This window comes from Streptoverticillium olivoreticuli subsp. olivoreticuli, from assembly GCF_003391135.1.
GTDB lineage: Bacteria > Actinomycetota > Actinomycetes > Streptomycetales > Streptomycetaceae > Streptomyces > Streptomyces blastmyceticus.
Genome location: NZ_CP031455.1, coordinates 7,811,787 through 7,833,672, shown reverse-complemented (window position 1 = coordinate 7,833,672; position 21,886 = coordinate 7,811,787). Strand labels below are relative to the sequence as shown.

19 protein-coding genes and 1 tRNA gene are annotated in these 21,886 nt (G+C 73.3%); 10 read left to right on the top strand and 10 right to left on the bottom strand.

Features of this window, described 5'->3' with window-relative positions:
- Positions 1-700: 700 nt before the first annotated feature.
- Positions 701-1,276, bottom strand: coding sequence for a YceI family protein (locus DXZ73_RS33970; protein ID WP_116214778.1), 576 nt, complete (start codon positions 1,274-1,276; stop codon positions 701-703).
- 18 nt (positions 1,277-1,294) lie between these two features.
- Positions 1,295-1,639 (bottom strand): rhodanese-like domain-containing protein, encoded by a 345-nt coding sequence (locus tag DXZ73_RS33965; protein WP_116214777.1) that lies wholly within the window; start codon positions 1,637-1,639, stop codon positions 1,295-1,297.
- Between the two features lie 93 nt (positions 1,640-1,732).
- On the opposite strand from DXZ73_RS33965, the gene DXZ73_RS33960 reads away from it, so the two are divergent.
- From DXZ73_RS33960 to DXZ73_RS33950, 3 genes are all read left to right on the top strand, one after another.
- Positions 1,733-2,209, top strand: a complete 477-nt coding sequence (locus tag DXZ73_RS33960) for a MarR family winged helix-turn-helix transcriptional regulator (protein ID WP_240351610.1) — start codon at positions 1,733-1,735, stop codon at positions 2,207-2,209.
- Between the two features lie 137 nt (positions 2,210-2,346).
- Positions 2,347-4,095: a TIGR03767 family metallophosphoesterase gene (locus DXZ73_RS33955; RefSeq protein WP_116216056.1), complete on the top strand. Its 1,749-nt coding sequence runs from the start codon at positions 2,347-2,349 to the stop codon at positions 4,093-4,095.
- A 73-nt stretch (positions 4,096-4,168) separates the two neighbouring features.
- Positions 4,169-4,242: transfer RNA gene (locus DXZ73_RS33950), tRNA-Lys, on the top strand.
- Positions 4,243-4,293: 51 nt separating this feature from the next.
- Here DXZ73_RS33950 and DXZ73_RS33945 read toward each other — a convergent pair.
- From DXZ73_RS33945 to DXZ73_RS33925, 5 genes are all read right to left on the bottom strand, one after another.
- Positions 4,294-5,514, bottom strand: coding sequence for a beta-ketoacyl-[acyl-carrier-protein] synthase family protein (locus tag DXZ73_RS33945; protein ID WP_116214775.1), 1,221 nt, complete (start codon positions 5,512-5,514; stop codon positions 4,294-4,296).
- On the bottom strand, positions 5,511-5,750 hold the full coding sequence (locus DXZ73_RS33940; RefSeq protein WP_116214774.1) for an acyl carrier protein: 240 nt from the start codon (positions 5,748-5,750) through the stop codon (positions 5,511-5,513). Before DXZ73_RS33940 ends, DXZ73_RS33945 begins: the two co-directional genes overlap by 4 nt.
- 23 nt (positions 5,751-5,773) lie before the next feature.
- Positions 5,774-6,703: a lysophospholipid acyltransferase family protein gene (locus DXZ73_RS33935; protein WP_116214773.1), complete on the bottom strand. Its 930-nt coding sequence runs from the start codon at positions 6,701-6,703 to the stop codon at positions 5,774-5,776.
- On the bottom strand, positions 6,700-7,464 hold the full coding sequence (locus tag DXZ73_RS33930; protein WP_116214772.1) for a GNAT family N-acetyltransferase: 765 nt from the start codon (positions 7,462-7,464) through the stop codon (positions 6,700-6,702). The genes DXZ73_RS33935 and DXZ73_RS33930 overlap by 4 nt, the downstream gene beginning before the upstream one ends.
- Positions 7,465-7,700: 236 nt before the next feature.
- A complete protein-coding gene (locus DXZ73_RS33925) occupies positions 7,701-8,075 on the bottom strand; it encodes an ArsR/SmtB family transcription factor (protein ID WP_116214771.1) in 375 nt (124 codons plus the stop codon).
- 96 nt (positions 8,076-8,171) lie between these two features.
- Here DXZ73_RS33925 and DXZ73_RS33920 point away from each other — a divergent pair, with 96 nt between their 5' ends.
- The 4 genes from DXZ73_RS33920 (at position 8,172) to DXZ73_RS33905 (ending at position 14,607) form a co-directional block, all read left to right on the top strand.
- Complete coding sequence (locus DXZ73_RS33920; protein WP_116214770.1) at positions 8,172-10,157, top strand: heavy metal translocating P-type ATPase; 1,986 nt, start codon at positions 8,172-8,174, stop codon at positions 10,155-10,157.
- A gap of 207 nt (positions 10,158-10,364) precedes the next feature.
- Positions 10,365-11,141, top strand: coding sequence for a lysophospholipid acyltransferase family protein (locus DXZ73_RS33915; protein ID WP_116214769.1), 777 nt, complete (start codon positions 10,365-10,367; stop codon positions 11,139-11,141).
- Between the two features lie 289 nt (positions 11,142-11,430).
- Positions 11,431-13,188 carry an ABC transporter permease gene (locus DXZ73_RS33910; RefSeq protein ID WP_116216055.1) on the top strand — a complete coding sequence of 586 codons (1,758 nt, stop codon included), beginning with the start codon at positions 11,431-11,433 and terminating at the stop codon, positions 13,186-13,188.
- A 39-nt stretch (positions 13,189-13,227) separates the two neighbouring features.
- Positions 13,228-14,607, top strand: a complete 1,380-nt coding sequence (locus tag DXZ73_RS33905) for a nitrate/sulfonate/bicarbonate ABC transporter ATP-binding protein (RefSeq protein ID WP_116214768.1) — start codon at positions 13,228-13,230, stop codon at positions 14,605-14,607.
- Here DXZ73_RS33905 and DXZ73_RS33900 read toward each other — a convergent pair whose 3' ends face one another.
- Complete coding sequence (locus tag DXZ73_RS33900) at positions 14,608-15,030, bottom strand: ArsR/SmtB family transcription factor (protein WP_116214767.1); 423 nt, start codon at positions 15,028-15,030, stop codon at positions 14,608-14,610.
- Between the two features lie 204 nt (positions 15,031-15,234).
- Between DXZ73_RS33900 and DXZ73_RS33895 the strand changes: the two genes are divergently transcribed.
- Positions 15,235-16,236 (top strand): SMP-30/gluconolactonase/LRE family protein, encoded by a 1,002-nt coding sequence (locus tag DXZ73_RS33895; RefSeq protein WP_425315886.1) that lies wholly within the window; start codon positions 15,235-15,237, stop codon positions 16,234-16,236.
- Between the two features lie 33 nt (positions 16,237-16,269).
- On the opposite strand, the gene DXZ73_RS33890 is transcribed toward DXZ73_RS33895, so the two are convergent.
- Together DXZ73_RS33890 and DXZ73_RS33885 are read right to left on the bottom strand one after the other, a co-directional pair.
- A complete protein-coding gene (locus DXZ73_RS33890; protein WP_338059150.1) occupies positions 16,270-17,064 on the bottom strand; it encodes a GNAT family N-acetyltransferase in 795 nt (264 codons plus the stop codon).
- Positions 17,065-17,262: 198 nt separating this feature from the next.
- Entirely contained in the window at positions 17,263-18,075 is an 813-nt protein-coding gene (locus DXZ73_RS33885) for an SDR family NAD(P)-dependent oxidoreductase (protein WP_116214766.1), read from the bottom strand.
- Between the two features lie 410 nt (positions 18,076-18,485).
- Here DXZ73_RS33885 and DXZ73_RS33880 point away from each other — a divergent pair, with 410 nt between their 5' ends.
- Both DXZ73_RS33880 and DXZ73_RS33875 read left to right on the top strand, forming a co-directional pair.
- Positions 18,486-20,471 (top strand): APC family permease, encoded by a 1,986-nt coding sequence (locus DXZ73_RS33880; protein ID WP_425315933.1) that lies wholly within the window; start codon positions 18,486-18,488, stop codon positions 20,469-20,471.
- Between the two features lie 108 nt (positions 20,472-20,579).
- Entirely contained in the window at positions 20,580-21,881 is a 1,302-nt protein-coding gene (locus DXZ73_RS33875; RefSeq protein WP_116214764.1) for an MFS transporter, read from the top strand.
- Positions 21,882-21,886 lie beyond the last annotated feature (5 nt).

The window sequence follows — 21,886 nt, the reverse complement described above, 5'->3', positions numbered from 1 at the left end:
TGCTCCGCTCGCCCGGCCGCGCCGCCGAAGGTGCTCGGCTCCGTCGCCGGGATTTCGCCGTGGGAACGCCCCGTATACGGTGCGCGGCGCGACGCCGACGCACCGGCCCGCCGGAGCGTGGAAGAAATTGCGCAGCCGCGTATTGTTCTGCCGCGCGGGGCGCAATTCATCCGGGTGGGTGCCGCCTTGAGGCGTGCGGCCACTCGGTCGTGCCGGGCCGGTGACCGGCTCCGGATTGCCTTGTGGCTCGTCGGCGGCTACGCGCGCCCGGGCAGGGCGAGTCTGTGCCCGTCAACCGTGTGGATGCCCCCCGGAATCCAATGATCTTTTCTGCTACCGCTCGCCGATGCCCCGATCACGGTGATTCTCCCGCGTCGGCCGACACCCTGATGCGAACACGGTCAAATTTCCTTGCCATGTTCCTTCTCCCCCGTAAACGGACCGAAGTCCGACGCGCAGGACTATGCCATACCCGCAACACCACGGGCAAGCGTTTTCATAGCCCCGATTTACTTGTAGGAAATAGATCAAGATCCGTTCATGTGGCCCCGGGCGACGGGGAATTGAGAGAGAGCCGTTCCGGACCGGACGCGCAGTTGAGAGCCCCTTTCCGGCCGCCGCCGGGACGGCACAGCGCCCCGCACGCGGCACCCGGAGGGGCGTCGGCGTGCGGGGCGGTGCGGTGTGCCGTCCGCCGGGGTCAGCCCTCGCGGATCGTCTCGATCTCCAGCGTCAGCTCGATCTCCTTGGAGACGAGGATGCCGCCGGCCTCCAGGGCCATGTTCCAGGTCAGGCCCCAGTCCTCGCGGTTGACCTTGCCGTGCGCCGAGAAGACCGCACGGTCGTTGTTCCACGGGTCCCGGGCGTAGCCGAGGTAGTCGACGTCCAGGGTGACGGCACGCGTCACACCCTTGATGGTCAGGTCCCCGGTCATCTTGCCCTTGCTGCCCTGCCAGGTCACCGACGTCGAGGCGAAGGCGGCCTTGGGGTGCTTCTCCACGTCGAAGAAGTCCCCCGAGCGCAGGTGGTCGTCGCGGGTCTTGTCGCCGCTGTCGACGCTGGCCATGTCGATGACCGCGGTGACCCGGCTGTCCTCGGGCCGCTCGCCGATCTCGACGGACGCCTCGACGCCGGTGAAGCGCCCGCGCACCTTGGTCAGCATGAAGTGGCGGCCCACGAAGCCGACCTCGGCGTGACCCGGGTCGACCTTCCACGTGCCGGCGGACGGCAGTTGGACGCCGTCCACCTGGCGGGTGGGGGAAGCGGAGCTGCTCATGGGGGTTTCGCCTTCCTTTCAGGCGGTCCGGGTGGAGGGCCCGGTCTCGGTCGGCAGACCGGCGTCGATCCAGTCCTGCTTGCCCTCGCCGTACTCGTACACATTGGCGTAGCCGAGCTCGGTCAGGCGCTTGGCGGCGATGCCGGAGTTGCCGCAGGGCTCGTTGGCGCAGTAGACGATGATCTCGGCCTGCTTGTCGGGCAGCAGCCCGGGGGCGAGCTTGTCGACAGCGTCGTGCGGGAGGTTGATCGCGCCGGGCAGGTGCGCCTCCTCGTAGTACGAGGCGGGGAGCGCCTCGACGACCGTCACGGCACCGCTGTCGATCTTCTTCTTGACGTCGTCACGTCCGATGTTGCGGACCATGTCGCCATCCCTTCGAGGTTCGAGTTTTCCGTGCGTCCGCACACACACTATCAAGTGCGTGCGGACGCACACAAGGGCCGATATGCTTTCCCCGTGAGCAAAGGGGATATGGGCATCGAGGCATGGCGAGCACTGCTGCTCGCCCACAACACAGCCGTCCGCGCGATCGAGAGCGACGTGCAGCGCGAGGGCCGCGTCCCCCTGACGTGGTACGACGTGCTCCTGGAGCTCAAGGCCGCCGGCGAGCACGGACTGCGCATGCAGGAGGTCGCCGAACGCGTGGTGCTCAGCCGCACCCGGGTCAGCCGTCTCGTCGACGAGATGGTCCGCGTGGGCCTCGTCCGCAAGGACGCGGACGGCGCGGACAAGCGCGTGGTCTGGGCCGTCATCACGGAGGAGGGCCTGGAGGCGCTGCGGGCGACCGCACCCGCCTACATGCGCGGCATCCGGCGCCACTTCTCCGCGTATCTCACCGACGAGGAGACCGAGGTGGTCGCGGAGGCGCTCACCAAGGTGGCCCGCGGCGAGCGTCTCGACACGGTGGCGAGCCCCGCCCGTCGGCGCGGCTGACGCGGCGACACGGCTTCGCGGACACTTTTCCTTCGCTGTTCGTTCACCGAACACCCCCTCCCGATCAGCGCGCTGACCGACGACGATTACCAGCCGGTAAGTACGGGGCTGGAACGACGGAGTCAGGGGTGCGCGGCATGTCCGCATACAGCAGACGGCAGTTCTTCACCGGAGCGTCGGCCGCGGCCGCCGGGGCGGCGCTCGCTCTGACGGACACCCGGTTCGCGAGCGCGGCGGCGCGCGACCGCGCGGTGGCCGCCTCGGCCGCGCGGGCCGTCCGCATCGGCGGGACCACGCTGGAGCAGGTGGCCACGCCGACGGGCGGCGGCCCCTACAAGCGCCTGCGCTCCGGCCCCGGTTGGCCCCTGGTCGTACGGACCGACCTCGCCCCGGCGGCCTCCGCCCGGGACGGCCGGCGTACGGCGCTGGCGTCCTTCGTGCAGTTCACCGACCTGCACCTGGCCGACACCGAGTCGCCGGTGCGCTTCGAGTTCCTCGCCCCGCACCTCGACAGCGCCCACCGCCCGCAGGAAGTGCTGACCGTGCGCGGTGCCTCGTCGCTGGTGGAGCGGGTGAACGCGCTGTCCGGCGGCCCCTGGACGGGGCAGCCGTTCTCCCTGGTCATGGCGACCGGCGACAACACCGACAACCACGAGCTGATCGAACTCGACTGGTACCTCTCCGTCATGAGCGGGGGCCGCGTCACGCCGAACAGCGGTGACCCGGCGCGCTACGAGGGCGTGCAGAACTCGGGCAACGCGGCCTTCTGGCACCCGGAATCCTCCTTCCGGGACGCCTACAAGGGCCGGGGCTTCCCCGAGATACCCCGCTTCCTCTCCGCCGCGGGCAGCTCCTTCACCGCTCCGGGGCTGCGCACCCCGTGGTACTCCACGGTCGGCAACCACGACGACAGCATCGAGGGCACACTGCCCGACCTCGGCCTCCTCCACTCGCTCTACACCGGCGACCGCAAGCTGGAGGGCTGCGACCAGGCGGAGGCGGCGAAGCTGGCGGATGCCCTGCGCAGGGATCCGGCGCAGGCCTTGCTCAGGCTCGCGCAGCTGCTCAAGAACTCCGGTCCGGTGCGCCGCGTCACCCCGGACGCCCGGCGCGCGCCGTTCACCCCGAAGGAATTCGCCGCGGCGCACCTCGACCCGAAGTACACCGGCCCCGGCCCCGTGGGCCACGGCTTCACCGCCTCGGCCGCCGACAGCGGGAAGCTGTACTACACCTTCCCCGTCACGGACGGCGTGCTCGGCATCAGCCTGGACACCACCAACCCGGCCGGATTCGCCGACGGTTCGGTGGGCACCACGCAGCTGAAGTGGCTGGAGTCCGTGCTGAAGTCCCACAGCGGCCACTGGTACGACACCGACGGCCACGTCGTCAGGGGCGGGTCCGCGGATCAGCTGGTCGTCGTCTTCAGCCACCACACCAGCACGAGCATGGGCAATCTGCTGCCGGACCCGCACCACCCCTTCGAGGCGCGCCACGACGGCAACGCCCTCGTCGCCCTCCTCCAGCGCTTTCCGGGCGTCGTCGCCTGGGTGAACGGCCACACCCACGAGAACCGGATCACGGCCCACGGCCACACCGTGCCGGAACGCGCCTTCTGGGAGATCAACACCGCGTCGCACGTGGACTACCCGCAGCACGCCCGGGTCATCGAGATCGCCGACAACGGCGACGGCACGCTGTCCCTCTTCACCACGCTGGTGGAGTCCACGGCCCCCTACGACACCGACTTCTCCGACACCTCCGAGGCCGGTCTCGCGGCGCTCTACCGCGAGCTGTCCTACAACGACCCCTATGCCACACCGGACAAGAAGATCGGTGCCCCGGCCGACCACAACACCGAGCTGCTGCTGACGAAGCCGCGCGGCTGACGCCCGTCGGCCGCCCCGGGCCGGCCGACGGGCCCGGGGCGGACCACCCGGAACGTCATGTAATATTTCTTCCGCGCCGCTAGCTCAGTTGGTCAGAGCGGCTGACTCTTAATCAGCAGGTCCGGGGTTCGAGTCCCTGGTGGCGCACCGCTCAAGGCCCCCACTCCGGTGGGGGCCTTGCCCGTTCCCGCGCCCGGTTCAGGAAGTGCTGAAGACGAGCACCGCGTTCTGGCCCCCGAAGCCGAAGGAGTTGCTCACCGCCGTCGTCAGGCGGGCGTGGCGGGGCGCCTTGCGCACGACGTCCAGGGGGATGGCCGGGTCCGGGTTGTCGAGGTTCGCGGTGGGCGGGATGAGCTGGTGCTGGAGGGTGAGTACGCAGCACGCCGCCTCGATGCCGCCCGCGCCGCCCGCGGAGTGGCCGAGTACGCCCTTGGGGGCCGTGACGGGCGGCGGGTCGTGGAACACCCGGGCGAGGGCCCGGAATTCGGTGAGGTCGTTGATCCTGGTGGCGGTGCCGTGGGCGTTGACGTGGTCGACGTCGCCGGGCGCCATCCCCGCGTCGGTCAGGGCCACGCGCAGCGCGTCCGCCGCGCCGCGCCCGTCCGGGTGCGGGGCGACGGTGTGGTGGGCGTCGCAGGAGGCGCCGTACCCCCGCAGCAGGGCGCGGGGCCTCGCGCCCCGGGCCCGGGCGTGGGCGGGGCGTTCGAGGACGAGCAGCCCGGCGCCCTCGCCGAGTACGAATCCGTCCCGGTCGGTGTCGAACGGCCGGGACGCGCCCTCGGGGTCGTGGCCGCGTACGGACAGGGCGCGCATCTGGTGGAAGCCGACGGCGGTGCTTCGGGCCCGCAGCGATTCGCTGCCTCCGGCGACGGCGATGTCACAACTGCCCGCGCGCACCAGGTCGCGGGCCACGCCGACGGCGGTGGCACCGGAGGCGCAGGCGGTGGAGACGGCCAGGTTGGGGCCGCGGGCACCCAGGTCGAGGCCGACCTCGCCCGCGGCCATGTTGGGGATGCTCCGCATGATCGCCATGGGCGAGACCCGCTCGGGACGCCCCGCCGCGATCCACGCGAACTCCCGGTCGTAGTGCTCCATGCACGCGGTGCTCGCCCCGATCACCACCGCCACCCGCAGCGGATCCCAGGCGGTGGTGTCCAGGCCCGCGTCGGCGACCGCCTCCCGCGCGGCGGCCACGGCCATCGCGCTGAACCGGTCGAGCCGGGCCGCCGCCCGGCGCCCCAGCGCGGCGCACGCGTCGAAGTCGCTCCGGCAGGAGAAGCCGACCGGCAGCCCGGCCAGCCCCGGGTCGGGCGCGGCGCGGCTCCGGCCGGACAACAGCCCGTTCCAGGTGGCGGCCGTCCCGACGCCGGCGGCGGTGACGAGCCCGAGGCCGGTGACGGCCACCTCGTCCTCGCTCACCGGCCGGTCCCACCGGGCGCGTCCAGCAGGGCCGCCGCCTCGGCGAGGGTCAGGGTGTTCAGGCCCTCGAGCGGCAGCACGGCCTCGGTGTGCTCGTCGAGGGCCACGGCCAGTTCGACCAGGGCCATGGAGTCCAGGGCCAGATCCGCGAACGTACGGTCCGGGGCGAGTCGTTCGGGGTCGATGCCTATCCGGGTGACGAGGGCCTCGGTCAGGGTTTCGTACGCACTGCCCATCGCTGTCCTTTCGCGGTCGGTTCTCACAAGGGGTGCGGTGCGCCGTGCCGGTCCGGTGCGCGAGGCGCGGGGAGCGCGCACCGGGTGCAGGCCGCGTGCGGTACGCGGCAGTGCCGTGCGGAGCAGCGGTGCCCCGCCGGGCTGTGGGCGTCGACCGCGCGCTCGGCGAGCGCGGCGAGCCCGCGGCGGTCGGATGCGGCGCCGGGGGGAATGGGGGGCAGGAGGATCACGTCGACGGTCAGTCCGCGGATCGCGGCGGTGTTGCGCAGGGACTCCGCGGCGGACATGGGTCCCACGTAGGAGGCGGCCGTCGTCGGTCTGCCCGCGACGTGGTAGCGCAGGGCCACCGGGTGTACGGCCGCTCCGGCGTCGAGGGCGGCCTGGAAGGCCGCCGGGCGGTAGCGGCCCCCGGCGGCGCCGCACCAGGTCGTGCCCTCGGCGAAGACGGCGACCGCGTCGCCGTCGCGCAGCGCCGTGGTGATGCGGGCGACGCTGTCCGGCAGCGTGGACAGCCGGTCCCGGTCGACGTAGAGGCTGCGGCCGATGGCCGAGACCCACCCGACGACCGGCCAGCGGCGCAGGTCGGCCCGGCTCACGAGGCGTACGGGCAGCGCGGCGGGGAGCACGCAGGCGTCGAGCCACGACGTGTGGTCGCCGACGACCAGCGGGGCCACGGCGGCGGTGCGGTCGTGCGCCCCGCCGACCGTCCAGCGAACCCCCATCGACCGCAGGACGCCCCGCATGAACCGGCGGTAGGCCGCGTCCGACACCCGGTGCCCGGCGAGTCTCGTCAGGGCGAGCAGCGGCACGTGGGCGAGCAGCAGCAGGAACGCGCCGGTCCGCAGCGTCCGCCGGACGCGTCCGACGGTGGGCGTGCCGGGCGGCAGGCAGTCGCGCCCGCAGGGGGAGACCGGCCGCCAGGGCGCGGCGGCCGTGGAGTGCGGTGGCGTCATCCGCTCATCCTTCGCAGCAGGCGGAGGTAGTCGGGGTGCACCCGGTCCAGGGACAGCAGGACGAAGAGGTCGGCGGCGTTGAAGTCCGCGTCGAAGGCCGGTGGTCCGCACACCCGGGCGCCCAGGCGCAGGTAGCCGCGCAGGAGCGGGGGGAGCTCGCCGTCCGCGTCCTCGGGCGCGGCGGCGGCCCGCCAGGGGACGTGGGGGTGCACCCGCTGCGACGGGGGTGCGTAGTGCCGGTCGCGGGCCGTCCGCCAGGCGGCGGCCGCCCGGCCCCCGCCGTCGTCGAGGGGCACGGAGGCGCAGCCGCACAGCCAGCGCAGCTGACGCTCGGTCAGGTAGCCGAGGATGCCGGCCCACAGGGCGAGCATCACCGTGCCGTTGCGGTGCCCGGGGTGGACGCACGCGCGCCCGGCCTCCACCAGGTCGCCGCGCAGGGGCGCGAGCGCTCCGAGGTCGAACTCCCCGTCCGCGTAGAGCCCTTGAGCGGCGCGTGCGGCTCCCGGGGGCAGCAGCCGGTAGGTGCCGACCAGCTCCCCGGTGGCGACCGCGTGGACGACGAGGTGGTCGCAGAGCTCGTCGAAGGCGTCCACGTCGCGGCCGTCCACCGCGGACACGGCGCCGTCGCCGAACTCGCCGGTGAGGACGGTGTGCCGGAGCCGCTGCGCGGCGTGCACGCCCTCGTCCGTGGCGAGCGTGACCTCGTAGCCGTGCGGGGACGTGGCGCCCGCAGTGCGGGCGAGGACTCGTGGACCGTTCATCGCGGGGCCGTCCTGTCGAAGCCGCGGGAGCCGGCGGGAGCGCCGCGGCCGCGCGGCGCCCCCGGTCAACCTGCCCAGCGCGCCCGGCCCCGTACCCTTCGCCCCTCGACTGTTCACCGGAACCTGCGGAGTTCGTGCCCCGCCCGCCCTGCTCCGGTCATCCGGGGACGTGGTTCAGGAAGTGCTCCACGTCCCGTCCGGCCACCGGCTTCCCCGCCCCCCACGCGCGGCCGGGATCACAAAGCCGCCTCCACCGGGGCGTCGCGCAGGCCGAGCCGCAAGTGCTCCACGTGATAGAGCGCCTGGTCGAGGAGTTCGGCGACGTGGTGGTCGTAGAGGGCGTAGATGATCGAGCGGCCCCGGCGTTCGGCGGTCACCAGGCCGAGGTTGCGCAGCAGGCGGAGCTGGTGGGAGCAGGCGGACTGCTCCATGCCCACCGCCTGGGCGAGGTCGCCCGCGGCGCAGGGGCCCTCCTGGAGGCGGGCGAGGATCAGCAGCCGCGAAGGGGTGGCCAGGGCCTGGAGCGTGGCGGCGACGTCCGCGGTCCCGACGGTGTCCAGGCGTTCGCGGGTGGTGGCGTTCTTTTCGTTCTTGTCGGCTCCATGACCCATATGGCCATCCTACCGACGATGAATGAAGACCTGTTCATTCGTTCCTGTACGGTGGTCGTGTTGCCGCTCCTCCGTCCGCGAAGGGTTGTCCCCGCCATGCCTTCCACCCTGCTCCGGCGCCCCGAACGCGCGGTACCGACCTCCACGACGCCGGCGCCGCGGCGCCGTACCCGGGTGTTCGCGCTGGCGGAGGCCCGCTGGGCGGCCGCGGCCACGCTCGCGTTCCTGACCGCGCTGCCGCTGCACCTCACCGGGGCGCCGGCCTGGGCCTGGGGTCCGCTGTACGCCGTCGCGTATGTGGCCGGGGGCTGGGAGCCGGGCTGGGCCGGGCTGGTGGCCCTGCGGGAGCGGACCCTCGACGTCGACCTGCTGATGATCGTCGCCGCGCTCGGCGCGGTCGCGATCGGGCAGGTGATGGACGGCGCGCTGCTGATCGTCATCTTCGCCACGTCCGGAGCGCTCGAGGCGCTGGCGACCGCCCGTACCGCCGACTCGGTCCGCGGCCTGCTCGACCTCGCCCCGGACACCGCCACCCTCCTGCTGGACGACGGCGAGGAGCGGACGGTCGCCTCCGGGGACCTCGTGGTCGGCGACACCATCCTGATCCGGCCGGGCGAACGGGTCGGCGCCGACGGGCGCGTCCTGGACGGCGGCAGCGAGGTCGACCAGGCGACCATCACCGGCGAGCCGCTGCCGGTCGCCAAGGAGGCGGGGGACGAGGTCTTCGCCGGGACCGTGAACGGCACCGGCGCGCTGCGCGTGAAGGTCGAGCGGGACGCCTCGGACTCGGTCGTCGCACGGATCGTGGCCATGGTCGAGGAGGCCTCGGAGACCAAGGCGCCGACGCAGCTGTTCATCGAGAAGGTCGAGCAGCGGTACTCCATCGGCATCGTCCTGGCCACGCTCGCCGTCTTCGCCGTGCCGCTCGCCTTCGGCTCGGGCCTGACCGGCTCGCTGCTGCGGGCGATGACCTTCATGATCGTTGCCTCCCCGTGCGCGGTGGTGCTGGCCACCATGCCGCCGCTGCTGTCCGCGATCGCCAACGCCGGGCGCCACGGCGTGCTCGTGAAGTCCGCGGTGGTCATGGAGCGCCTCGGCCGGGTGGACGCGGTCGCGCTGGACAAGACCGGCACGCTGACCGAGGGCACGCCCCGGGTGACCGACGTCCGCCCCCTGGCCGGGAGCGGCCTGGACGCCGACGAGTTGCTCGCGGTGGCCGCGGCGGCCGAGCACCCGAGCGAGCACCCGCTGGCCCGCGCCGTCGTGCGCGCCGCCCGGGAGCGGGGCCTGCTCATCCCGCTCGCGGAGGGCTTCGCCTCCTCCCCCGGCGTCGGAGTGACCGCCTCCGTCGACGGGCACGCGGTCGCCGTCGGCGCTCCGGCCCGGCTGACCGGCGGAGCCGGTGACGGGGCGGCCGCCGACGCCGCGGCCGTCGCCGGGGAGCTGGAGGGCGCGGGCCGCACCGCGGTCCTCGTCCGCCGCGACGGCGTCGCCGTCGGCGTGCTCGGCATCGCCGACCGCCTCCGGCCCGGCGCCGCCGCCACGGTCGCCTCGCTGACGGCGCTGACCGGCACGGCCCCGATGCTGCTGACCGGCGACAACCCCCGCGCCGCCGCCCGCCTCGCCGCCGAGGTCGGCATCGGCGACGTACGCGCCGGTCTGCTGCCGGAGGACAAGGTCGCGGCCGTGCGGGAGCAGGGGGCCGCCGGGCGGCGGGTGCTGATGATCGGTGACGGTGTCAACGACGCGCCCGCGCTGGCCGCCGCCCACACCGGCATCGCCATGGGCCGGGCCGGTTCCGACCTCGCGCTGGAGACGGCGGACGCCGTCGTCGTCCGCGACGAACTCGCCGCCGTCCCCCAGGTGGTGGCCCTGTCCCGGCGGGCCCGCGGCCTGGTGGTGCAGAACCTGGTGATCGCCTCGGTGTTCATCTCCGGCCTGGTGGTCTGGGACCTGGCAGGGCATCTGCCGCTGCCCCTGGGCGTCCTGGGACACGAGGGCTCGACCGTCATCGTCGGCCTCAACGGCCTGCGGATGCTCCGCGAGGCGACGTGGCTGGGGGCGGGCGAGGCAGGCCGGTGACGGCGCGTCAGAGCGCGGGGGTGGAGAGCGCGCGGCGGCCCGGCACCCTGCCGGGCACCGCGCGACGACCGCGCCCGGCGGACCGCGGCTCCCGGCCATGGCACGCAGTGCCGTCACGAATGGCTCAATAGTCCCTCTCCCCATGATCCGTGCGGCCGACTAGCGTGCCTCGGCGCGGGGGCCAGTCGGCCGAGGGGGTCACTGATCGTGTTCTACTTCGCTTTCAAATCCGTGGTGTTGGTGCCGTTGTTGCGCTGGCTGTTCCGGCCGCGCGTGGAGGGGATGGAGCATCTGCCGGGCACCGGCGCGGCGATCATCGCGGGGAACCACCTGTCGTTCTCCGACCACTTCATGATGCCGGTCATGGTCAGGCGCCGGATCTCCTTCCTCGCGAAGATGGAGTACTTCACGGGCGCCGGCCTCAGGGGCCGGCTCACCGCGGCGTTCTTCCGGGGGATCGGGGCGATACCCGTGGACCGGTCGGGCAAGGAGGCGGCGCAGGCCGCGGTCGACACGGCACTGGGTGTCCTGGAGCGGGGCGAGTTGCTGGGCATCTACCCCGAGGGGACCCGCTCGCACGACGGGCGGCTCTACAAAGGGCGGGTCGGCGTGGCGGCCATGGCGCTCAAGTCGGGCGCGCCCGTGATCCCCTGCGCGATGATCGGCACCTTCGAGGCGCAGCCGACGGGGCGGCGCCTGCCGCGCCTCGTGCCGATCACGATCCGCTTCGGGGAGCCGCTGGACTTCTCCCGCTACGACGGGATGCACGACCACCGCGCGGTGCTGCGGGCCGTCACGGACGAGATCATGTACGCGATCCTCAAGCTCTCGGAGCAGGAGTACGTGGACACCTACGCCACGGAGGCCAGGGCGGCCCTCGGGGCGAACCGGCCGCCCACCGGCACCGGTGTCCGCACGTGGGGTCCGCGCCCGGAGCCGACGGGCCGTCTGGCGCAGGGCACCGACCGGCCCGCGGCGGCGTGAGGAGGTGGCGGCGGGTCCCGTGCGCCCCGCCGCCACACGGAACGGCCGGCCGACGACCGGCTCCCGCGAGCGCACGGCCGCCCCGTACTCGGAGCAGCCGGCCCCCGGATGCGCGTATCCGGCCCCCGACCTGCGATTATTTGCGTAATAACGCAACAAACGGCAGACTTCCGGCGTCCCGGCCCTCAAGCCCGCTCGGTGGAATCGCCCCCGCCCGCGCCGTCGGCATGCCCGCCGTGGCCGCGGCGCGGGATGATCTGTGTCCGAGGCGTGGTGGGAGGTTCTGGTGATGTCGTCGTTCCGGAGGAGCTCCGCCGTCGCGCGGACCGCGCTGCCGCCCCGGGTCGCGGGCCGGCTGACCCGCACGACCTGGGTCGACCTGGTGGTCGCCGCCGGTGTGCTCGTCCTCTTCTACATCACCCTGCGGGTGGGGCAGGGCACCACGGTGCGCTTCTCCACCGGCCAGTCGGTGGTGATCGACACCGATCCCTCGCGGCTCCCCTACGACGCGGCGCGCAGCCTGCTGCGCATGTTCGTCGCGCTCGCGGCCTCGATCGTCTTCACCCTCGGCTACGCCACCGCCGCCGCCCGCAGCCGACGGCTGGAGCGGATCCTCATCCCGGCGCTGGACATCCTCCAGTCGGTGCCGGTGCTCGGCTTCCTCACGGTCGCGGTGACGGGCTTCATCGCCCTCTTCCCCGGCTCCCTGCTGGGCCTGGAGTGCGCGTCGATCTTCGCGATCTTCACCTCGCAGGCCTGGAACATGACCTTCGGCTTCTACCACTCCCTCACCTCGCTCCCCCGCGAACTCGACGAGCTGTCCCGCTCGTTCCGCTTCACCCGCTGGATGCGCTTCTGGAAGGTGGAGCTGCCGGCCGGGGCCATCGGCCTGGTCTGGAACGGCATGATGAGCTTCGGCGGCGGCTGGTTCTTCCTGGTCGCCTCGGAGGCCATCAGCGTCAACAACAGGAACTACGCGCTGCCGGGCGTCGGCTCGTACGCGGGCGCCGCGATCGCCGCCGGCGACCTCGGCAAGGTCGGCTGGGCCATCGTCACCATGGCCGTCATGGTCATCGGCGTGAACTTCCTCTTCTGGCGGCCGCTGACCGCCTGGGTGGAGAAGTTCAAGAACGAGCAGTCCGAGGCCGGCGAGATCCAGCGCTCTTACGTCCTCGACCTCCTGCGCCGCTCCTCCTGGCCCCGGCTGCTCGGCCGCCTGCTGCGGCCCGTGGGCCGCGGGCTCGGGCGGGCGGGCCGGGTACTGGGCGTCGACGACCGGCCGCTGACCGTCGACCCGCGGCAGCAGCGCACCGGCGACATCGCCTTCGCCGTGGTGGCGGGCGGGCTGATCCTGTGGGGCCTGCTCGACCTCGTCGGCTATCTGCGCGCGCGGACCGGCCTCGGCGTCTTCGGCGAGCCGCTGCTCCTGGGCCTGGCCACCCTCGCCCGGGTCGTCGTGGTGGTCGTGGGGGCCACCGCGGTGTGGGTGCCCATCGGCGTACGCATCGGGTTCTCGCCCAAGCTGACCCGCATCGCCCAGCCACTCGTCCAGATCCTCGCGAGCTTTCCCGCCAACTTCCTCTTCCCGCTCGCCGTCTGGTTCTTCCTCAAGACCGGGCTGTCGATCAACATCGGCGGTGTCCTGCTGATGGCGCTCGGCGCCCAGTGGTACATCCTCTTCAACACCATCGCCGGCGCCATGTCCATCCCCACCGACCTGCGCGAGGCCATGGACGACCTGGGGGTGCGCGGATGGCAGCGGTGGAAGCGGCTGATCCTGCCCGGGATCTTCCCCTCGTACGTCACCGGCGGGATCACCGCCTCGGGCGGTGCCTGGAACGCCTCGATCGTCTCCGAGATCGTCCCCTTCGGCGCCACCACCCTCACCGCCACCGGCCTCGGCGCGTACATCTCCCACGCCACCGCCGACGGCGACTTCCCGCACCTGATCGCGGGGGTCGCCGTGATGAGCCTCTACGTCGTCGGCCTCAACCGCCTCTTCTGGCGCCGCCTCCACCGCATCGCGGAGACCCGCTGCGCCATCTGACCACCACGCCCGTTCCCGAAAAACGCGATGGAGCCCCCCATGGTCCTCAGCGCCCTCCGCAACCTCCGCGGTGTCCGGACCGCCGCGCCGGTCGTGCGCGCGGCGGACGGTGACGTCCTGCTCGCCGCCGACGGCCTGACCAAGTCCTACGCGGGCGCCGACCGCGAACTGCCCGTCCTCACCGGCATCGACCTGACGGTCCGGGCCGGCGAGGTCGTCGCCCTGCTCGGCAAGTCGGGCTCGGGCAAGTCCACCCTGCTGCGCTGCCTGGCCGGGCTCATCCCGCCCAGCTCGGGCACCGTCTCCTACCGCGGCACGCCCCTCACCGGCGCCAACCCCGGCACCGCCATGGTCTTCCAGACCTTCGCGCTGCTGCCCTGGCTCACCGTCCAGCAGAACGTCGAACTCGGTCTGGAGGCCCGCGGGGTCCCCGCCGACAAGCGCGCCGAGGCCGCCCTCCAGGCCATCGACCTCATCGGCCTCGACGGCTTCGAGTCCGCGTACCCCAAGGAGCTCTCCGGCGGCATGCGCCAGCGTGTCGGCTTCGCCCGCGCCCTCGTCGTCGAACCCGACGTCCTGATGATGGACGAACCCTTCTCCGCCCTCGACGTCCTCACCGCCGAGAACCTGCGCGGCGAGCTGATGGAGCTGTGGGAATCGGGCCAGTTCCCCACCCGCGCGGTCGTCCTGGTCACCCACAACATCGAGGAGGCGGTGCTGATGGCCGACCGCATCGTCGTCCTCGGCTCCCGCCCCGGCACCATCCGCGAGACCTTCGAGGTCGCCCTGGAGCGCCCCCGCGACCGTGACTCCGCCGCCTTCGAGGACCTCATCGACCGTGTCTACCGCACCATGACCGGCCGTACGAAGGAGACCCGGACCCCGGGCCGCGCGGAGGCTGCCGAGCCGGAGCGGCGCACGCACGCGAACACCCCGCTGCCCACCGCGAGCGTCGACGGGCTGTCCGGTCTCGCCGAGATCGTCGACCACCGCGGCGGCCGCTGCGACCTCGCCGACCTCGCCGACGACCTCGGCCTGGAGATCGACGACGTGCTGCCTCTCGTCGACGCCCTCGACCTGCTGGGCCTCGCCTCGATGAGCGAGGACGACCTGGTCCTCACCGGGCGCGGCACCGCCTTCGCCGACGCCGACGTCCAGCGGTCCAAGCAGATCTTCGCCGAGGCCGCGCTGGAGGTGCCGCTCGTCAGGCTGATCACCACCAGCCTCCGCCAGAACCCCGGGCGCACCCTGCGCGCGGGGTTCTTCCGCGATCTGCTCGCCCACCACTACACCAGCGAGCAGGTCGACCAGCAGCTGGAGACCGCCACCGACTGGGGCCGCTACGCCGAGCTGTACGCGTACGACGCCGACCCCCAGGAGTACCGCCTCGACGCCGCGGCCGCCGGAATCGAGGACTGACTAGCGCTCCGTCGCCGGGCGGCGGGCCCGCAGCGGGCGGGCCGCCCGCGCCCGGACCGGCTGCTCCTGCGCGACGGTGGCGGGCCGCTCCCGCGCGGCCTCCGGCGCCGCCCCCGCGGCCGGGGCCGACGCGACCAGCGACGCCTCCTCCAGCAACGCCTTCACATGCGGACCGGCGACGCGGTAGTAGATGCGCGTGCCCTCCCGGCGCGAGAGCACCAGGCCGGCCGTGCGCAGCTTCGCCAAGTGCTGGGAGACCGCGGCCACATGGGCCCCGGTCAGCTCCGCGAGACTGCCCACCGGGAACTCCTGCCGGGACAGCGCCCACAGCAGGCGGTAGCGCGTCGGATCGGCCACCGCCTTCAGCATCGCCACTGCCCGCTCGGCACCGGCCGCATCCCACGCCTCGACTTGCCCACCCATGCAAATACCCTAACCCAGCCCTCCCCCGGCGGCCGGGACGCGCGCGACGGTCCCGCCCGGCACGTGGGAATCCGGGGCCGGGCCCCGCAGGGCGTGCGCGGCGCGGTCGCCCGATCGCGGCCGCCGTGGGAGCCTGGGGCGTCCTGCCGTGCGCGCGGGAGACGCTCCGCCGTCTCCGGGCCGAGCGAAGGGTGTGAGTCGTCGATGGCACACAAGCCGCCCATCGATCCGGTGGTCTGGCGGCCTCCGCCGCGCCCGCGGGCGGGCCGCCGCACCACCATGCCGCCGCCGCGGCTGCTCCCCATCGGCGGGGAGGGGCCGGAGCACCTCGCCGTCGACGCGTCCGGGCACCTGCTCACCGGTGTGGCGGACGGCCGGATCCTGCGGGTGGACCCCGCCGGAGGGCGCGTGGAGGAGGTGGCCCGTACGGGCGGGCGGCCGCTGGGGCTGCACACGCTGCCGGACGGGCGGATCCTGGTCTGCGACGCCTACCGCGGGCTGCTGCGGATCGATCCGTCGAGCGGTGCGGTGGAGAGCGTACTGACCGAGGCCGGGGGTGAACCGCTGCGGGTGTGCAGCAATGTCGCCGTGACCCGGGACGGCACGGTCTTCGTCAGCGACGCCAGCCGCAGGTTTCCCCTCCACCTGTGGAAGGGCGACCTGCTGGAGCACTCCGGCACGGGCCGTGTGGTGCGGTGGGTGCCCGGGAGCGCCGCGGAGGTCGTCCTGGACGGGTTGCAGTTCGCCAACGGCGTCTGTCTGGCGCCCGACGAGTCGTTCCTGGTGGTCGCGGAGACGGGGGCCTACCGGCTGCGGCGCCTGTGGCTCACGGGCCCGCGGGCGGGTACGTCCGATGTGTTCGTCGACGACCTGCCCGGCTTCCCCGACAATCTGACGACCGGTGGGAGCGGTCTGGTCTGGGTGGCGCTGGCCTCGGCGCGCGACGCCATGCTCGACCTGTTGCACCGTCACCACCCGTTCCTGCGCAGGGCGGTCTGGTCCCTGCCGACCGCCCTGCTGCCCGACGCGCGCCGTACGGCCTGGGTGCAGGGCTTCGACGCCCGAGGCCGTACGGTGCACGACCTGCGGCGCCGCGACCGCGATTACCACATGGTCACCTGCGCCCTCGAACACGACGGCCGGCTCCACCTCGGCAGCCTGGTGAAGCACGCGATCGCCACGCTCCCGCTGTCCCACGCCGGCTGATCGCCGGATCCGGGAGCCGGGGCCCGCCCGTCCTCATACTCCGGACGGGCTGAGTTTTCCGTACGCCGGAGCCGGCGCCCCCACCGCGTAGTGGACGTACTCGCGCACGAGCCGGAAGCCCGCCTTGGCCGCGAGGCGGCGGCTGGGCTCGTTGTCGCGGGAGCAGGTCCAGCTCGGGGTGCGGCCCCGGGCGGCGATGTCCGCGCACAGCCCGCCGACGCAGGCGGAGGCGAGGCCCCGGCGGCGTTCGCCGGGGACGGTGACGACGGCGATGTCCTCGTAGGGGTCGCCGAGGAAGTAGGTGCAGGCCAGCGAGAGCGGACGGCCGTCGCGGAAGGCGCCCCAGCAGTGGCCGGACGCGGCGAGGCCGAGGGGCCCGCCCCAGCTGTCGCCGATCCACGCCGCGCCCGGGCCCAACTCCCTTACGGACCGGGCGTCGTCGCGGGTCAGCGGGCGTACGGTCACGGCGGGGTCCGGCGACGGGGCGGGGGCGGGCTCGCCGCCCACCCACACCATGCGTTCCCACGGGACGATGCGGTCGAAGGCCGCCGCGAGGACGGGCAGGAAGCGGTCCGGGGCCGCGACGTAGCTGTGGGCCAGCGGGGCCAGCCCGCCCGGGTCGACGGCGCCCGGGTCGCCGCCCAGCAGGACGTACCCCGCGCAGCCGACGGCGACCGCCCTGGGGCCTTGCGGGCGGTCGGCCCACAGGCGTCCGACGCCGGTCCGCCGGACGTGGTCGGTCAGCGCCCCCGGGCCGGGACGGCCGGACGGGAACCAGGTCGCCCAGGATCCGGCGCCGCGAGGGGTACGACGAGGAAGCTCGATCACGGGATCCGCTCCGGGTGTGCGCGGGGCGGGCGGTGCGGAGCCATCCCCCTGGCTCCGCACCGCCGCCGATCTGTGGTGACCTACCGTCAGACGCAGGCTTTCCTGCCGTGGTTGGCCTTCTTCTTGCGACGGGCCTTCTTCTTGCGGGCGCGCTTGGACACGTACGCCCTCCTTTTCGTTCGCGCGGGTGACGAGGGGTCAGGCGGTCCTGGCGACCAGCTGGTCGGCGAGCTTGCACAGGCGGCGGACCGTGCGCTCCTCCAGGGCCACCGGGGCGGCCGGGGAGAGGGCGGTGCGGTCGTAGTAGGCGCCGGGCACGAGCTCGGTCGCCGGGTCGCACAGGCGCACCACGCGCTCGGCGCCCTCGACGGCGGAGTCGCCCGCGTGCGCGTACAGCGGCAGCAGGGCCGTGTCGCACACGCCGGGGTGCACGCTGACGGAGGTCCAGGGCGCCGTTTCCCTCGCGAAGATGGTCAGCGCGAGCTGGGACTGGGCGTAGGCGGCGAGCCGGGAGTAGCGCTTGGCGCGGTGGGGGTCGCTCCAGGAGATGGAGGCGGTCCGGTGCATGGAGGAGGACACGTTGACGACGCGGCTGCCGGGCCGGGCGGACAGGGCGCCCGCCAGCTCGTGGGTGAGGAGGTAGGCGGCCAGGAAGTTGACCTGGAGGGAGAGTTCGTTGCCGTCGGCGGTCAGGGTGCGGCGCTCGGGGGCGGCCACCGCGGCGTTGTTGACCAGGACGTCCAGCGCGGGGTGCTCGTCGGCGACGCGGGCGGCCATGCCCCGCACCTCGTCCAGCCGGGAGAAGTCCGCGACGGCGAGCCGCAGGCGCGCCGCGTCGGCACCGGCGGCCGTCATCCGGTCGACCGCTTCCCGCCCGGACGCGGCGTCGGGCGCGTGCACGATGACCGTGTGGCCCTGCCCGGCGAGCAATCGGGCGGTCTCCCAGCCGATGCCGGAGGTGGCGCCGGTGACCAGGACGGTCCGGGAGGCTGACGGGACGACAGAAGACATGGTGATCCACTCCGGGATGTCGGCAGCGCTCCGCCGGGTGGCGGTCTGCCGGTGAAAGAGATGGCTTGGCGGCACGGCCTTCGTTCGGTCGAAGGGGCCGCGCCGGGAGACTCCGGTGTGCTTACAGCACCGGGAGCGAACAGCGCGCGGGAATCGACGGCGCCGTATGAGGCGGCCGGTCGTCGTGGCGCAGAGGGCTGTTCACGTCACCTATCCAACGAGCGGGGGCGGCCGGTTTCAACGACCGGGCCGCTTTCCTGACGCGGCCCTGATGGTCCCGGCCGGGCGTTCGGGCGGCGTACGCGGCCGGACACACCACCCCATACGGCGAAACAACCACATAAACGACATACGCTCGCACCGTGATCAACGTGACGGCCCTCCTCAAACGGCTGGCCATCGGCCGCGCCATGCGCAGCGAAGAGCTGCACGAGACACTCCTGCCCAAGCGCCTGGCGCTGCCGATCTTCGCATCGGACCCCCTGTCGTCGGTGGCCTACGCCACGCAGGAGATCCTCCTGGTGCTCACCCTCGGCGGCCTGGCCTATCTGCACTTCACACCGTGGATCGCGGCCGCGGTCGTGGCGCTGATGGCCGTGGTGGTGCTCTCCTACCGGCAGGTGGTGCACGCCTATCCCAGCGGCGGCGGTTCCTACGAGGTCGTCTCGACCAACCTCGGCGCCTCGGCCGGGCTGGTGGTCGCCGCGTCCCTGCTGGTCGACTATGTGATGACGGTGGCGGTCTCGGTCGCCTCGGGCGTGGACAACATCATCTCGGCGGTGCCCGGGCTCGCGGACCACCGGGTGCTGATGGCGGTCTGCTTCGTCGCCCTGCTGACCGGGGTGAACCTGCGGGGCATGCGCGAGTCCGGGCGGGCCTTCGCCGCCCCCACCTACCTCTTCATCACCGGCGTCCTGATCATGGTGGGGACCGGGCTGCTGCGCTATCTGCTCGGGCACGCGCCGCTCTCCGAGAGCGCCTCGTTCGGTGTCGCGGCGAAGCCCGCGGACGCCGGTCTTGCGGGCTTCGCCCTGATCATGCTGTGCCTGCGGGCCTTCTCCAGCGGCTGTACGGCCCTGACGGGCGTGGAGGCGATCTCCAACGGCGTGCCGGCGTTCCGCAAGCCCAAGTCGAAGAACGCCGCGAGCACCATGAGCATCATGGGCACCATCGCGGTGGTGATGTTCGTCGGCGTCACCGCGCTCGCGCTGATCACCAAGGTGCACATCACCGGCGACTCCTGCCGGCTCACCGGGCTGCCGGGCGACTGCGCGTCGTACACCCAACGGACCGTCATCGCGCAGCTGGCGGCCGCCGTCTTCGGCGGCGAGCACAGCGTCGGGTTCTACTTCGTCCAGGCCGCGACGGCCTTGGTGCTGATCCTGGCGGCGAACACCGCGTTCAACGGCTTCCCGCTGCTCGGCTCCATCCTGGCCCAGCACCGCTATCTGCCGCGGCAGCTGCACAGCCGCGGCGACCGGCTGGCCTTCTCCAACGGCATCCTCGCCCTGGCCATCGCCGCGGGCCTGCTGCTGTGGTTCTTCAAGGCCGATGTCACCAGCCTCATCCACCTCTACATCCTGGGCGTCTTCACCTCCTTCACGCTGTCGCAGACCGGCATGGTCCGGCACTGGAACCGGGAGCTGCGCACCGGGACCATGGACGCGGAGGCGCGCCGGCGCGGCCAGGTGGCCCGGGTCATCAACGCGGTCGGCGCCGTGGTCACCGGTCTGGTGCTGGTGATCGTGCTGGCCACCAAGTTCACCCAGGGCGCGTGGCTGGCGGTGGTCGCGGCGATCGTGCTGTGGGTGACGATGCGGGGCATCCGCCGCCACTACGACACGGTCGCCGCCGAGCTGGCGGTCGCCGACCCCAGGAAGGAACTCGTCCGCCCCTCCCGGGTGTTGGCGGTCGTGCTGATCTCCACCCTGCACAAGCCGACGCTCCGCGCCCTGGCCTACGCCCGCGCCTTCCGGCCGGACGAGCTGGAGGCGCTCACGGTCGCCGTCGACCGCGAGGAGACCGCCCTCCTGCAACGGCAGTGGGAGGCCCTCGACACCGACATCCCCCTGAAGGTGATCGACTCCCCCTACCGCGAGATCACCCGGCCGGTCGTGGAGTACGTCCGCTCCATCCGGCGGTCGAGCCCGCGCGAGGTGGTCTGCGTCTACATCCCCGAGTACGTCGTCGGCCACTGGTGGGAGCAGCTGCTCCACAACCAGTCCGCGCTGTGGCTCAAGAGCCGGCTGCTCTTCACCCCCGGTGTCATGGTCACCAGCGTCCCCTGGCAGCTCACCTCGTCGGCCAAGGCCGACCACCCCGCGGCCCGGGCCCCCGGCGCGGTCCGCCGCGGCGAGCCCCAGCCGCACCACGGCCGGCCCGCCGCCCACGACTGAGGCCGAACCGGTTCGTACGGAACGACCGGTGACCGCGCTGCCCCCGCGCTCCCCCGGCTGCTACACCTGTCAGGGCACCCCCTCGTCCCCGACGGGAAGGGCTCCGCCGTGTCCGTACTGACCGCCGACGACCTCGGCGCCACCCGCCGGACGCGGGCGCGGCGCGCCCTCCTCGCAGGCTCGGTGGGCAACTTCGTCGAGTGGTACGAGTTCGGGGCGTACGGCTGTTTCGCCACGGTCATCGCCGCCGAATTCTTCGGCGGCGGCACGGGGAGCGGCACCGAGGGCCTGATCAAGACGTACGCGTCGTTCGCGCTGGCCTTCTTCTTCCGGCCGGTCGGCGCGGCGCTGTTCGGGCGGGTCGGGGACCGGCTCGGCCGGCGGCCCGCGCTCGTCCTGGCGCTGCTGCTGATGACCGTCGCCACCACCGCGATCGGGCTGCTGCCCACCCGCGCCACGCTCGGAGCCGCGGCCCCCTGGGTGCTCACCCTGGTGCGCGTGCTCCAAGGCCTCTCCGCGGGCGGGGAGTTCGGGGGCGCGGTGTCGCTGATGACGGAGTCCGCCCCGCGCGGGAAGCGCGGGCTGTACGGAGCGTGGCAGTCGTTCACGGTCGCGCTCGGGCTGCTCGCCGGGACGGGACTGGCCGCCGGGGCGGCGACGATCCTGGGGGAACGGGCGCTGTACGACTGGGGGTGGCGGGTGCCGTTCCTGCTGGCGCTGCCGCTGGGTCTGGCGGCGCTGTGGCTCCGGCTGAGGCTCGACGAGACGGCGCCGGTGCGCGGCCGCGCGGACCCGGCGCCGGTGGCCGCGCCGGGCGAGGTGCTCCGGGCCGTCGCGCTGGGCATCGGGCGGATCATGGGCTGGTCGGCGGCCGGATACACCTTCCTGGTGGTCCTGCCGGGCTACCTCCAGCACACGCTCGGCACCACGTTCCGGGAGGCGCTGACCGCCACCTTCCTGGCCGACCTCGGGTTCGCCCTGTCCATCCTCCCCGCGGGGGCGCTGAGCGACCGCGTCGGCCGCCGCCCTGTCATGGCCACCGGGGCGGGGCTGGTCGCACTGCTCGCTTTCCCGCTGCTCAGGGCCGTCCAGGGCGGGGGCACACCGCCGGTGGTCAGGGGCCTCGCGGTGCTCCTCGCGGGGGCGGTGGTCGGGCTCATGGCCGGGCCGGGTCCCGCGATGCTGGCGGAGATGTTCCCCGCACGGGTGCGCTGCACGGGCCTGGGGCTGGCCTACTCCCTGGCCAACGCCGTCTTCTCCGGCTGCGCCGGGCTCATCGTCACCGAGCTCGTCGATCGCACCGCCGACGCCGACATCCCCGCGTACTACGCCATGGCGACCTGCGCGGTCAGCGCCGCGACGCTGTTGACGCTGCGCGCCGACGACCACCGGCGCGCGCTGCGCGACTGACGAAG

Bases quoted from the DNA above. Each gene is read 5' to 3' on its own strand.
- DXZ73_RS33965 (WP_116214777.1), bottom strand. From the start codon at position 1,639: ATGGTCCGCAACATCGGACGTGACGACGTCAAGAAGAAGATCGACAGC.
- DXZ73_RS33970 (WP_116214778.1), bottom strand. From the start codon at position 1,276: ATGAGCAGCTCCGCTTCCCCCACCCGCCAGGTGGACGGCGTCCAACTG.
- DXZ73_RS33925 (WP_116214771.1), bottom strand. From the start codon at position 8,075: ATGGGTCATGGAGCCGACAAGAACGAAAAGAACGCCACCACCCGCGAA.
- DXZ73_RS33885 (WP_116214766.1), bottom strand. From the start codon at position 18,075: ATGTCTTCTGTCGTCCCGTCAGCCTCCCGGACCGTCCTGGTCACCGGC.
- DXZ73_RS33895 (WP_425315886.1), top strand. From the start codon at position 15,235: ATGGCACACAAGCCGCCCATCGATCCGGTGGTCTGGCGGCCTCCGCCG.
- DXZ73_RS33935 (WP_116214773.1), bottom strand. From the start codon at position 6,703: ATGACGCCACCGCACTCCACGGCCGCCGCGCCCTGGCGGCCGGTCTCC.
- DXZ73_RS33930 (WP_116214772.1), bottom strand. From the start codon at position 7,464: ATGAACGGTCCACGAGTCCTCGCCCGCACTGCGGGCGCCACGTCCCCG.
- DXZ73_RS33940 (WP_116214774.1), bottom strand. From the start codon at position 5,750: ATGGGCAGTGCGTACGAAACCCTGACCGAGGCCCTCGTCACCCGGATA.
- DXZ73_RS33955 (WP_116216056.1), top strand. From the start codon at position 2,347: ATGTCCGCATACAGCAGACGGCAGTTCTTCACCGGAGCGTCGGCCGCG.
- DXZ73_RS33900 (WP_116214767.1), bottom strand. From the start codon at position 15,030: ATGGGTGGGCAAGTCGAGGCGTGGGATGCGGCCGGTGCCGAGCGGGCA.
- DXZ73_RS33905 (WP_116214768.1), top strand. From the start codon at position 13,228: ATGGTCCTCAGCGCCCTCCGCAACCTCCGCGGTGTCCGGACCGCCGCG.
- DXZ73_RS33910 (WP_116216055.1), top strand. From the start codon at position 11,431: ATGTCGTCGTTCCGGAGGAGCTCCGCCGTCGCGCGGACCGCGCTGCCG.
- DXZ73_RS33880 (WP_425315933.1), top strand. From the start codon at position 18,486: ATGCGCAGCGAAGAGCTGCACGAGACACTCCTGCCCAAGCGCCTGGCG.
- DXZ73_RS33920 (WP_116214770.1), top strand. From the start codon at position 8,172: ATGCCTTCCACCCTGCTCCGGCGCCCCGAACGCGCGGTACCGACCTCC.